Below are 12,741 nucleotides of genomic sequence, written 5' to 3'. Positions count from 1 at the left end.
CTTTGTTCAAATTCCGATCAGGCGGTCCAGCCACCATCAACAACATGCACAGCACCGGTGGTAAAGCCGCTTTCATCTGATGCGAGATACGCAACCAGTGCTGCAATTTCGTCCGGCTTGCCGATACGGCCCATCGGCTGGCGCGCGATAAATGCCTTAAGCGCGCCTTCGTAATCCCCCGTCGCCCGCAGACGTTCATGCAGACTGGGGCTGTCCACGGTTCCCGGTGCAATCGCGTTGCACCGAATGCCCTGGGTAACGTGATCATTGGCAATTGCCTTGGTCATGCCGGCCACTGCCGCCTTTGACGCCGAATAGATCAGACGGTTGACCGGCCCTGTTACCGGCCCCGCAACCGAGGCCATATTGATAATCGAACCTTTGCCTTTTTCAAGCATACCGGGCAGGACCGCACGGATCATGCGGAACTGGGATTTGACATTCAATTCAAACGCAAAGTCCCATTCTTCTTCGGTTGCTTCAAGAATGGTGCCGTTGTGAACGATCCCGGCACAGTTAAACAGAACATCAACCGGACCAATGTCATTGATCAATGCCGTGATCGCATCCTTGTCGGTGACATCAAGTTTGCGGGCCTCGATGCCGTCAATGGCACCAAGTTCGGCAAGGGCAGCGTCATTGACGTCTGTTGCAATCACACGACCGCCTTCGGCCGCAAGCCGTTCGGCCGATGCCCGGCCAATGCCCTGACCGGCAGCGGTGACCAAACACAGTTTTCCTTCTAGTCTTTTCATAATTCCTCCTCAGACCGCTGGCAGGCACGACGGCCCGATCGGATCAAATGATTTGTAAGTCAGAATGAATTCCCGATGACCAAGGGCCTCGGATTTGGTTTGCGCACCCTTGGCGACATTGACGACCAGATTGCGGATTTCCTGTCCGACCTCGGCGATGGATCGTTTGCCTTCGATGATGTCACCGGCATTGACATCCATGTCGCCTTCAAGGGCGCGATAGGTATCGGGGTTTGCACAGATCTTGATGACCGGGGATATGGCCGATCCGACAACCGATCCACGCCCGGTGACAAACAGGGTCATATGTGCGCCACTTGCGATCATCTCGACGATTTCGGCATTGTCCGAAATATTGGGGAAGCCAAACCGGACTTCGCCATCGGGCACCACATCCATCAGATAAAGCCCGCCGCGTGGCGGCACGTCACCGGGTTTGATCAGACCGGAAATCTGGCTATCCCCGGATTTGACATAGGCACCCAGACTTTTTTCCTCGATCGTGGAAAGACCGCCTGCGGCATTGCCGGCCGCGAACGAGCCATAGCCAAGCGTTGCGTAATACCGTTCGGCCTTTTGCACCGCCGCGCGAAGTTCTTCGCCCAGTTCCGGGGTTTTGGCACGTTCGGCCATGATGTCTTCGCAACTGATCAGTTCGCCGGTTTCTTCAAAGATACAAGCAGCCCCCTCGGCGATCAGAAGGTCAAATGCCTTCCCCGCCGCCGGGTTGCCGGAAATGCCAGACGTCCCGTCAGACCCGCCGCAAATCGTGCCAATGATCAATTCATTGACCCCCATCGGGGCACGTTCGACCGTGGCGACTTCATCAAGTGCGGCACGCACCCAAGCGCGCCCGGTTTCAACCGTTTTTGCCGTACCGCCGGATCGCTGGATGACAAGGGTTTCAACCGGGCGCCCGGTGCTTGCAACGGTTCCCTTTGCGCGCACCTTGTCAAAGCTTTCGCAGCCAAGCGACACGAACAGAACCGCACCGACATTGGGATGGGTGCAAAGCTGCCCCATCACACGGGCAGCATATTCATTGGGGAAACATCCCGGAAACCCGATCAATTGCACGTCTTCATCATCAAAACCGGCAACGATTTTCGATGCGACGAAATGCGCACATTCAACCAGATAGGCAACAACGACTGTATTGCGGATCCCTTTGCGCCCGTCAGAACGCAAATAGCCTTGGAATTTTTCTGTCATTTGGGCGTCTCCGGGCTCTGCCCATCCGCATCCTGAAGCGCATGGGTCGGGGTATAGGCAGAACGGATATTGTGGATGTGAACATGTGTGCCTGCGGCGATATCAGCCGTCGCAATACCGATCGGCATCCCGTATTTCAGGATGCGTTCACCCGCCGCGATATCGCGAAAGGCAATCTTGTGGGCAAGCGGGATGGCATGGGCAAGCGTAACCGTGCTGTCAGCCAGCTTGACTTCCGTCCCGGCCGGGGCAGATGCCCGGGCCACCAGCACATTGTCATCGGGATGAAGATGCAGGAACGGTGCGGTCATGGCTTCATCTCCACCATATAGATGTGATCGGCCACAAGGGCTGTTTCGCCATTCTGCTTGGTGACGGTCAAACGTTCGGTCACCCGTCCGTAACCCGGGCGTTTTTCCATCACTTCCTTGGCGATGATTTCGACCCGCGATTTGATCGTATCACCGATAAAGACCGGTTTGACGAACCGCATACGATCATAACCATATGAAAATGCCACAGGATTGATAATCGTCGCGGTCAAACCGACCCCGATGGTAAAGACCATCGTGCCATGGGCGATCCGTTGTCCGAACGGCAAGGTTTTGCAGAATTCCTCATCAAGATGATGCGGAAAAAAATCCCCGGAATGACCGGCATGAACCACAAAGTCCGTTTCCGTGATCGTACGGCCAACCGTGTCGCGCCCTTCGCCGATTTCGTAATCTTCGTAATATTTGGTTTGCTCAAGCATCGGGTGCCTCCTTGATCGGATGCATCGGAAGGGCCGAACTTTCATAAGCGGCCTCGACCAGTGCCATGGTATGCCATGCGTCCTCGGCCGAACCTTCAAGCGCATCATCCATCCCGGCCGCAAAACGCTGTACCTGGGCAAAGCGCCCGTGGAAGGCTTCGATGAACCAGTTGCCGACCAGATCAATCTGGCGCCATTCACCATCGGTGTTCAGCCACAGCTCGTCGGGCTCGCCTTTCGGGTAATCAAGGTTGACGCCCATTTTCATATAGGCCGCCCCCTTGGTGCCGCAGATCCGGAATTCGCAGGCCTGGAATTTGCGCCCAAAGGCATGATTGTGATTGATCGACAGGTTGCAGCGAACGTCATGACCGTAATCAAGCATGATCGCGCTTCGGGTATTGGAAACCGTTGATGACGGATGGCCAATTGTGCGCGCATGAACGCCCGCAGGATTGCCCAGCAAGTCGCGGACGAAATCCAGATAATGGATCGAATGCAACAGGATCTCGACCCGTGGCAAATCGGCAAGAAACGCCCAAAGATGCCACGGCGTATCAAGCGCCAGCCAGGCGTCGAAATCAACGATATCGCCAAGCAGCCCCTTGGCGATGGCATCCTTGATCGCCAGTGAATTCGGCGCAAAACGAAGCTGGAAATTGACCGCGGCCTTGATGTTTTTGCGACGCAGGACCGAGATGATCCGATCCGCTTCCCCCAGATCGGAACCAAGCGGCTTCTGGATTACGGCAATCGCACCATCGGGCAATGCTTCGAGCAATTCCGGAATGGCTGCGGGCGGCACGGCAAGATCAAAGACAACACCAGCCTGACTTGCGGCCTGTTCAAGCGTTTCAAAGGCAATTGTGCCCCACGCACCTGCAACTTTCTGTGCCTTGGCCAGATCGGGATCATAAATCCCGGCCACCGGCACCTTCAGATCGCGATAGGCCGGAAGATGGGCATCGGTCACGATGGACCCCGATCCAAAAATCACAACCGGTGTGACTTTTTCAGGCATTTCGACGGTTTGGCGCAGATCAGTCATGGTGGAAGACCTCCGGCATTTCGGCCCACCATTCGCCATCGGCCCGACTGTCCAGCGGACGCTGAAGCGGCATGCAATGAGACCACCACCGCTGGGTTTCCGGGTCGGCGGCCATTTTTGCCATGTCAGCTTCGAAATCGGTGCCTACATATTCGAAATAGGCAAACAGCAGGTTTTCCGGTTCTTTGAGGAAAATCGAATAATTGCGGATATTGCAATCAGTTATCTTGGCAAGCACGCCGGGCCATACATCGGCATGCAGCCTTTTATATTCGGCAATGGCGTCCGCGCCGATCCCGATCAATTGTCCATGACGGGTCATTGATGTGCCTCCGTAATTTCGAATGCGCTTCCTGCGACCGTTAATACGGCAAGTTTGTCGTGATCCCATTCGATCCCGAGGCCCGGCGTCATCGGCGCAAGCGCATTACCGCCTTCGCGTGCCATCGGGGCTGCGATGTCTTCAAGCTGGGGGATGTATTCAAGCCAGGGCGCATTGGGCACCGCGCAAACAAGGCTTACATGCAGTTCCATAAGGAAATGCGGGCAGATCGCGATGTTATGGGCTTCGGCCAGATGCGCGACCTTGAGCCATGGCGTAATCCCGCCAATCCGGGCCACATCGGCCTGCACAATCTCACAGGCAGCCTGTGCGATATAATCGGCAAACTGACCGGGGCTATACATGCTTTCACCCACAGCAATCGGCACGCGTGACTGGGACTGCAACCGGGCATGGCCCGCAATATCATCAGCCGGAAGCGGTTCTTCAAACCATGCGATATTCAGGCGCTCAAGCATCGGCAAGCGACGCTTGGCCTCCCCCGATGTCATCGACTGATTGGCATCGGTCATGATTTCATAATCATCACCAAGTGCATTGCGGACCGCTTCCAGACGTTCGCAATCCTGTGCCACAGTCGGTTTGCCGATCTTTACCTTGGAGCCAAGAAAACCGGCTTCTTCTGAGGCAATGGCATCTTCGACAAGTGCATCGGGTGACAGATGAAGCCACCCGCCTTCGGTCGTGTACATCGGCACCGACGATTTCGCCCCGCCCGCCAGAATATGAAGCGGCAAGCCGGTTTTAACCCCGCGCATGTCCCAAAGGGCCGTGTCAATTGCCGCAAGGGCAAGCGACATGATCGGTCCGACCGCCGTGGCATGCGAACAGAATAACAGATCCCGCCAGATGGCTTCGATCCGGTCAGCATCCTGCCCCATCAGGCGCGGCAACAGCGTTTCTTTCAACAGCGACAGGATCGCGGGTCCGCCATCACCGATGGTGTAGCTGTATCCCATGCCCTTGACACCATCCGCATCACGCAAAACAACAAAGATCGTTTCCTGTGAATTGAATGACTGAATCGCATCCGTGCGCACGACCTTGGGTTCAAGATCGACCATAAAGGCATTTGCAGATGTAATGCGCGCCATTGATCAACCTCACTTGCGAAGGGTTGCGCCGGTTTCGGCATCAAACAGATGACATTTGTCGAGCATGATCTGGAAAGTCATGCGCTCGCCACTTTGGACCGGACGGGGATTTAGCATCTTGGCCTGGACTTCGGTTCCGGCAAGCGTCGCAAACAGAAGGGTCTCGGTACCAAGCGGCTCTGTCAGATCAACTGCCATTTCGACCTCGGCCATATGTTCACCACGTGGCAGGGCATGACCAACCGGCATGATATTGTCGGCCCGCACGCCAAAGGTCACAGCCTGACCGTCCTGTATTGCATAGCCGGGTGGAACCGGCAGGCGGGTGCCGTCGGCAAATTCAAGCTCATTGCCTTTCACCACACCATCGAGAAGGTTCATCGGCGGGGAACCAATAAAAGTCCCGACAAAGGTGTTTACCGGGTTTTCAAACACATCCAGTGGGGTCCCGACCTGTTCGATATGGCCATCGCGCATGATCACAATCCGGTCGGCCAGCGTCATGGCTTCGACCTGATCGTGGGTGACATAGATGATGGTGGATTTCAGTTTCTGATGAAGCTTTTTGATCTCGACCCGCATCTGGGTACGCAGCTTGGCATCAAGGTTTGAAAGCGGTTCATCAAACAGGAAGACTTCCGGGTGACGGACAATTGCACGCCCCATCGCCACACGCTGGCGCTGACCACCGGACAAGGCGCCCGGTTTGCGATCAAGCAACGGCGTCAGGGACAGGATTTCGGCGGCTTCGTCAACGGCCTTGTCGATTTCGGCCTGTGACTGTTTGGCAATCTTGAGCGAGAAACCAAGATTTTCACGCACCGTCATATGCGGATAAAGCGCGTAGTTCTGAAACACCATCGAGATGTTGCGTTCACGTGGTGGCAGATCGTTTACAACACGTCCGCCAATTTGCACTTCACCGCCGGAAATGCCTTCAAGACCGGCAACCATGCGCAGTGTCGTCGATTTGCCACAGCCCGACGGACCGACCAGCACGACAAATTCGCCATCCGCGATATCAAGATTGATGGAATGAACAACTTCAAGCGGGCCGTATTTTTTGACGACATCGCGAAGGTGGACCTGAGCCATTTTATTATCCTTTCACACCGCCAAAAGTAAGGCCGGCAATGAGATGTTTCTGCACGAGGAATGTCAGGATCAGCGCGGGGATAATCATCAACACCGCAAGCGCACACATCCCGCCCCAATTCAGGGTAAATTCAGACGTAAAATCGAGAAGCCCGACTGGCATGGTCTTTGACGTGGTCGAACGGGTCAGCTGGGATGCCAGCGCATATTCGTTCCACGATGTCAGGAAGGCAAAGATACCCGCCGACGCAATACCGGCACGTGCGACCGGGAATTCGACACGCCAGAATGCCTGCCAACGGGTGCAGCCATCGATCTCGGCGGCCTCGGCAAGTTCCGGCGGCACCTGACGGAAGAACCCGTCAATCAGCCAGATCGTGAACGGAATGTTCAATGCGACATAGGCCAGGATCAGACCAAAATGGGTATCGATGATCCCGATCCGCGCAAACAGGATGAATAACGGCAGCGAAAGCGCCACACCGGGAACAGCCCGCGTTACCATCAGACCGACAAACATGCCGCCCTTGAAATTGAACTTGTAGCGCGCAAAGGCATAGCCGCCTGCCATCCCGATCAGAATGGCAATCACGGTTGAGGTAACCGAAATAACCAGCGAGTTGGCAAAATAGGTCAGAACCGGCACCCCGCCCTCGCCGATACCACTGAACATGGCGCGGTAATGATCAAGGTTAAGCTCGTTGGGGATCCAGACCGGTGGTTTGGCCATGATTTCGACCGTCGGGCGGAAAGAATTCAGAACAATCCACAGGCCCGGCACGCACAGCACCATCATGGCACTGAAAAGACCAAAGAAATGCAGGCCCTTAAGGGTATAGCGACGCATGCGATGATTAAGGTTACTTGGCATGATTTACGCCCCCATCCCGAGTTCTTTGCGCGACTGCGTCAGTTTCTTGAAGAAATAGATGGTGAAGAAAATCGCCAGAAAGATCGAAATATAGCCCATGGCATTGGCATACCCCATGCGGGCATCGACATAGCCGGTCCGCCCGATCAGGGTCCAAAGCAGTTCGGTACGACGTGCCGGGCCACCATTGGTCATGATCTGCACGATGTCATAGGCACGTGCGACATCAAGGGACCGGATCGCCATCGCGATATAGATAAAGGGCATCAGGAACGGCAGGGTCACATAACGGAACGACTGCCATGCGGTGCATCCATCGACCTTTGCGGCTTCCAGCGGATCACGCGGGATCGCATACAGACCGGCAAGAATAAGAATTCCAAAGACCGAGGTTGCAGTCCAGATCTCGGCAAAGATGATTGAAAACATCGCCAATTGCCCGTCAACCAGCCACGGGATCGCCTGATCGGTGATGCCAAGCGACTGAAGCGCGTTATTCACCAGACCGACATTGTCATTGAAGATGAATTTGAACTGAAAGCCGACCAGGATCGGCGAAAACATCATCGGGAACATCATCATGGTGCGCAAAAGACGTTGTCCCTGCGTCACCTTGGACACCATCAAAGCCAGCCCCAGACCAAACAGCATCTCAAGATTGAGTGCCACGGTCAGCAACAGAACTGTTCGCCCGAAAGCCGCCCAGAACTTCACATCCGTCAGGGCCTTTTCATAGTTGAAAAAGCCCACCCAGTTGAAAATGCTGTCAGGCCGGGTCAGCCGATACGAGGTGAAACTCGAATATAATGACAGGACGAGCGGAATCAGCACGACGGCCGATAGAATAATGATGGCTGGCAACAAAAGAACCAACCACGGTGGAAGCTTCAAGCGATTCATCGGGATGTCCCATTGATCGGCACGGACCTGTGCCCGCGCATTTGGGTCAGAGGATGGTCAGGCGGCGCAACACCCGAAATTGCGAATTGCGCCGCCACAAGTCTGGCTTAGTAGACGCCTTCTTCCTGCATCAGATCGTCAACGGCTTCGGACGCATCCGCAAGCGCATCATCAACCGACTTATCACCAAGAATGGCGGCCTGAAGTTCAGGATAGATCAGGTTGGTTGCCTCGATCCAAAGCGGGGTCGGCGGGACGGCAAATGCAGTTGCCGCAGTTTCCTTGAATGCCGCCAGCACTTCACGACGATACGGATCGTCTTTGGCCTGTTCGGAAATGTAATCCCAAACTGCGGTGCGGGTCGGAAGCGGTCCGGCCGCACTTTCAAGTTTCTGGCTGTCTTCGTTGGTCAGGAATTCGACCAGCGACGCCGCGGCTTCCTTGTTCGCGCAATCTTCGGTCACGGAAAAACCGTGGAAGCCCGACCAACCGGTACGCACACCTGCCGACCCTTTGGGGGCCGGTGCGACACCGACATTGCCAGCCACTTTCGAAGATGACGGATCATTAAAGAAACCGGCCCAGCCCGGCCAATCCAGGTTCAGCGCAATGGTGCCCGACGCAAAGCCGTTGCCCAGGTCATCCCAGAGATAGTTGGTCGTGCCGGCCGGAACGGCTTTGGCATTATAAAGATCGACAAACCACTGAAGGGCGCGCTTGCCTTCTTCGGAATCAAAAGCCGGCGAGAAATCGTCATTAAACAGTTTGCCGCCTTCGGCAACGACCATTTCATAGTAACGACCGACAATTGCCTCATCCTTGCCCGCATACTGGGTGCCATAGAAGTTCGGCGGATCGGCAAAGAAGGTCGCCTGATCCTTTACCTGTTCCCAGGTTTCCGGCACGGCAAGCGGATAGCCGAACTTGGCTTCGAATGCCTTGGCCTTTTCGGCATCGTCATACAGGTCTTTTTGATAATAAAGTGCCGACACATCGAACTGTGCACGCGGCAACATCACAAGTTTGCCGTCAAAGGTCGCGGCCTTGATATTGGCCTGCACGAACTCGGCCACCACACCCTTGTCCACCAGACCGGTCAGGTCGGTATAAAGGGTCGGGTACTGGGATGCGAAAGACGAATGGTTCGATCCGACGCACCAGTCGGTGGTTCCGGCTGCGATGTCGGATTTGAATTCCTTGTCCAGCTCGAAATGGTTCTTTTTCGAGATGATATTTACCTTGGCACCAGTGGCGGCTTCCCATTCGGGAATGCGGGCATAAAGCGCTTCATATTGCTGACCACCGATAAGCTTTGCCTCGATGGTTACACCGTCAAATTCACCCGCCTGCGCGGTGCCGAATGCAGAAATTGCTGCCGTCAAAGATGCAGTCGCAAGCACGGCACGGGACGCACCGCTCAATAACGTTTTCATTCTATCCTCCCTGAAGGAACGGTCTTTCCCGACCGACTATCACTTCCGAGGTCATTCTTGCTGTGACTTTCATATTCGGAAGCATCTTTTATATTTAAACTTGACTTGATCGGTGAGTCAAGTTGAACTCCACAAGAAATCACCTTACAGCTGAAAAAACATAAGATCGCCGGGACGCAAGGTAGCACCACCTGTTGCGTGACAACCGGGAAACGCCGAACCAAAGAGGAAACGCCATGTTCATCGACACGCATCTTCACCTCGTTGCACGCGACCGGATCACCTATCCCTGGCTTAAGGATGTCGCTGCTTTGGATCGTGACTGGACGTTTCAGGATTATGAAACCACTGCACGCCGGATCGGGATCAAGGGCGTTTTGCACATGGAAGTCGATTGCGCGCCAACCGATATCTCCGCCGAAAACACCTTTGTCGGGGAATTAATGGCACAGCCCGGCAGCCTCATGCGCGGCGCAATTTCATCCGCACGACCGGAATCCGGGGATTGTGAAGCATTCCTCGATACGCTTGATCTTGATATCGTCAAGGGCATTCGCCGGGTGCTGCATGTCGTGCCCGACGACCTGTCACAAGGATCCCTGTTCCGCGAGAATGTCCGACGGATCGGCAAAAAGGGGCTTCCTTTTGATATATGTGTTCTGCAACGTCAGTTGCCTTTGGCCCGCGATCTTGTCGATGCCTGCCCTGATACGGTGTTTGTTCTTGATCATTGTGGTGTTCCCGATATTGCCGGGGATGGCTTTGCCGATTGGGCACAATCCATTTCAGCACTTGCAAAACGCCCGCATGTGAATGCAAAGATTTCCGGCATCACGGCCTATGCCAAACCCGACTGGACACTCGAAACGCTGCGTCCCTATGTCGAACATATCATTGAATGCTTTGGCTGGGATCGCGTGGTGTGGGGATCAGACAGCCCGGTTTGCACCCTGAACTCATCACTGGACCAATGGATGGCGGTAACGCAGGCCCTGATCGCCGGTGCCTCAGAAACCGAACACGCATCCCTGACCCACCGCAACGCCCAACGCATCTGGTCGATCTGAACCGATAAGATGCCGTGATGTGCGACCCGCGAGCGATGCGATGCTAAGGCCGCACATCAAATAATCCACTGAAACAATTACCATAAACACGCGTGGTGTAAGTTTTCTTACACATAGCGCAAGCAGTGACTACCTGTTCGCCCGGATCGGGCCTCGATAATGTTTATCCAACAAACAAGGGCACCAAGCTCTTTGGATAACAATTTGACAGGCGAAGGGTAGTAACTCCATGCAAAGCAAGGTCGTAGCAAGTGCGGTCCAACACCAACCCGTAGAGTTGGGTGGTATTGATGAAAATCTTGCTTTCATCCTTAATCAGATGCAGCTCGAAGCATCAAACGGTAGCGATCTTGTCGTCTTTCCAGAAGCCAATCTGACCAGCTTTTTCAAACATGAAGAAGGCGGCTTGAAACGGCTTTGGAATGAGGGATCGGTTGATGTTGACGGCCCGGAACTCAACGCGATTGTCGAAGCGGCAAAAACCCTTGGCATCTATACCGTCGTCGGTTTCAACGAACGTTCGTCGATGGTTGGCACCATCTATAACAGCGCGGCCCTGATCGGTCCGGAAGGCATCGTTGGTGTCACCCGCAAATGCTTCTTCCCGGGCATTGAAAAGCTGTATTACACGCCGGACTACAATCGCACGACCTTTGACTGCGCACTGGGCAAAATCGGCATTGTGATCTGCTATGAGACCCTGTTCCCTGAAATTGCACTTGAGCATTTCAGACAGGGTGTAGAAATTCTTGCAGTCACCTCTTCATTCTGGTCTGGCGGCATCAAAGGCGGCGCAGGTGACCCGGTAACCAAAAAGAAATTCTGGGAAACTGTCCCGACCGTTACCGCAATTCAAAACCAGGCGTTTGTCGTGTCATGCAACGCTTGCGGCTTCCTTGACCTTGGCAAAAAAGTCGGGACCTGGGAACGCCTTGGCCTGAGCCAGATTGTTTCCCCAAACAGCGGCATTCTTGCCCAAGCCGGACAGTTCGCAGCTGAAACCATTCGGGCCGAACTGAATGTCGATGATCTCATCGAAGCCCGCACCAACTACCCCCTGATGGCAGATCGTCTTCGGGGTCGAAAACTGGTCGAACAACCAGCAACAATCAGATAATTACTATCAGTACGGAGGCATCAATGAACAGCAAGTTCAAATTTGCGGCATTAACTGCAATCGCTTTGGCCGGTTTCAACGGACCTGCCCTGGCACAGGAATTCACCTTTACCTTCGGGCATGTTCTTATGGAAGACACGCCCAATGGCAAGGCAGCACGCGCATTCGAAAAAGAAGTCGAAGAAAAATCCAATGGCCGCATCGAGATCAATGTGATCCCGGCTGGTGGCCTTGGTGGTGATGTCGACATTATCGAGCAGCTGCAAAACGATCTGGTACAGATTGCAATTCCGCCGACCGCGACCCTGGGCAACTTCGAGCCGAAGCTTCAGGTTCTTGATCTTCCTTTCATCCTTCCGAGCGAAGAAATGATGGTCAAGGTTCTTGACGGCGAAGTCGGTCGTTCGATCCTTGATACCCTTGATCAGCACGGCATGCATGGCGTCAACTTCTGGGGTGCCGGTTTCCGTAACATCACCAACAATGTGCGTGAAATCACCTCGGTAGAAGACCTTGCCGGCATCAAAATGCGCACCATGCAGGCACCGGTCATCCTGACCCAGTACAATGAATGGGGTGCAAATCCGACCGCGATGGCCTTTGCCGAAGTTTATGGCGGCCTGCAGGCCGGTGTCGTTGACGGGCAGGAAAACCCGATCGCCAACATCGTTGCGATGAAGTTCTATGAAGTTCAGAAATACATGACCCTGTCGTCACATGCCTATCACGGCTATGCCGCAGTCATGAGCGAAAATGCATGGAACTCGCTTCCGGATGATCTGCGCGCCATTGTTGTTACCGCATTCGACAATGCCCGTGATCTGGCCCGCGAACTCACCAATGAGTATGAGGCAGAAGAACTGGCAAAAATCAGCTCGGACATTGCCGTCCATCGCCTGACCGATGCTGAAAAAGAAGCCTTCATCAAAGGCAGTTTCGCTGTCCATGAAGCCTTCGCCGATGTAGTTACACCGGAACTGATCAATTCCATTTATGCAGTTACCGGCGCAGGCCCCAAGTAATCTGCACATTTCGAAATGATGGACCGACTT

At 54.5% G+C, this 12,741-nt stretch carries 14 protein-coding genes; 3 read left to right on the top strand and 11 right to left on the bottom strand.

Annotated elements, in window-relative coordinates:
• Window positions 1-17: 17 nt before the first annotated feature.
• From SIB88_RS06335 to SIB88_RS06285, 11 genes are all read right to left on the bottom strand, one after another.
• Entirely contained in the window at window positions 18-755 is a 738-nt protein-coding gene (locus tag SIB88_RS06335; protein ID WP_220153964.1) for an SDR family oxidoreductase, read from the bottom strand.
• Window positions 756-764: 9 nt separating this feature from the next.
• Entirely contained in the window at window positions 765-1,967 is a 1,203-nt protein-coding gene (locus SIB88_RS06330) for a UxaA family hydrolase (protein ID WP_412557649.1), read from the bottom strand.
• Window positions 1,964-2,278, bottom strand: coding sequence for a UxaA family hydrolase (locus tag SIB88_RS06325; RefSeq protein WP_101245658.1), 315 nt, complete (start codon window positions 2,276-2,278; stop codon window positions 1,964-1,966). Before SIB88_RS06325 ends, SIB88_RS06330 begins: the two co-directional genes overlap by 4 nt.
• Window positions 2,275-2,721, bottom strand: a complete 447-nt coding sequence (locus SIB88_RS06320; protein WP_068519445.1) for a MaoC family dehydratase — start codon at window positions 2,719-2,721, stop codon at window positions 2,275-2,277. Before SIB88_RS06320 ends, SIB88_RS06325 begins: the two co-directional genes overlap by 4 nt.
• Window positions 2,714-3,769: a Gfo/Idh/MocA family protein gene (locus SIB88_RS06315; RefSeq protein ID WP_412557648.1), complete on the bottom strand. Its 1,056-nt coding sequence runs from the start codon at window positions 3,767-3,769 to the stop codon at window positions 2,714-2,716. Before SIB88_RS06315 ends, SIB88_RS06320 begins: the two co-directional genes overlap by 8 nt.
• Complete coding sequence (locus tag SIB88_RS06310; RefSeq protein WP_412557647.1) at window positions 3,762-4,091, bottom strand: L-rhamnose mutarotase; 330 nt, start codon at window positions 4,089-4,091, stop codon at window positions 3,762-3,764. Before SIB88_RS06310 ends, SIB88_RS06315 begins: the two co-directional genes overlap by 8 nt.
• Complete coding sequence (locus SIB88_RS06305; RefSeq protein WP_412557646.1) at window positions 4,088-5,206, bottom strand: mandelate racemase/muconate lactonizing enzyme family protein; 1,119 nt, start codon at window positions 5,204-5,206, stop codon at window positions 4,088-4,090. The genes SIB88_RS06310 and SIB88_RS06305 overlap by 4 nt, the downstream gene beginning before the upstream one ends.
• 9 nt (window positions 5,207-5,215) lie before the next feature.
• Window positions 5,216-6,301 carry an ABC transporter ATP-binding protein gene (locus tag SIB88_RS06300; protein ID WP_228196325.1) on the bottom strand — a complete coding sequence of 362 codons (1,086 nt, stop codon included), beginning with the start codon at window positions 6,299-6,301 and terminating at the stop codon, window positions 5,216-5,218.
• Window positions 6,302-6,305: 4 nt separating this feature from the next.
• Entirely contained in the window at window positions 6,306-7,172 is an 867-nt protein-coding gene (locus tag SIB88_RS06295; protein ID WP_412557645.1) for a carbohydrate ABC transporter permease, read from the bottom strand.
• 3 nt (window positions 7,173-7,175) lie between these two features.
• A complete protein-coding gene (locus SIB88_RS06290) occupies window positions 7,176-8,072 on the bottom strand; it encodes a carbohydrate ABC transporter permease (protein WP_068519439.1) in 897 nt (298 codons plus the stop codon).
• Window positions 8,073-8,179: 107 nt separating this feature from the next.
• A complete protein-coding gene (locus tag SIB88_RS06285; protein WP_068519438.1) occupies window positions 8,180-9,505 on the bottom strand; it encodes an ABC transporter substrate-binding protein in 1,326 nt (441 codons plus the stop codon).
• 236 nt (window positions 9,506-9,741) lie between these two features.
• Here SIB88_RS06285 and SIB88_RS06280 point away from each other — a divergent pair, with 236 nt between their 5' ends.
• From SIB88_RS06280 to SIB88_RS06270, 3 genes are all read left to right on the top strand, one after another.
• Window positions 9,742-10,572: an amidohydrolase family protein gene (locus SIB88_RS06280; protein ID WP_412557644.1), complete on the top strand. Its 831-nt coding sequence runs from the start codon at window positions 9,742-9,744 to the stop codon at window positions 10,570-10,572.
• A 229-nt stretch (window positions 10,573-10,801) separates the two neighbouring features.
• Window positions 10,802-11,689, top strand: a complete 888-nt coding sequence (locus SIB88_RS06275; RefSeq protein WP_082817846.1) for a carbon-nitrogen hydrolase family protein — start codon at window positions 10,802-10,804, stop codon at window positions 11,687-11,689.
• Window positions 11,690-11,712: 23 nt separating this feature from the next.
• Entirely contained in the window at window positions 11,713-12,711 is a 999-nt protein-coding gene (locus tag SIB88_RS06270) for a TRAP transporter substrate-binding protein (protein WP_114113657.1), read from the top strand.
• Window positions 12,712-12,741 lie beyond the last annotated feature (30 nt).

The sequence above is a fragment of the Thalassospira sp. MIT121401 genome (assembly GCF_047125595.1).
Lineage (GTDB): Bacteria > Pseudomonadota > Alphaproteobacteria > Rhodospirillales > Thalassospiraceae > Thalassospira > Thalassospira povalilytica.
The sequence above is the reverse complement of the archived record's forward strand: the minus strand, read 5'-3'. Positions and strand labels throughout refer to the sequence as shown.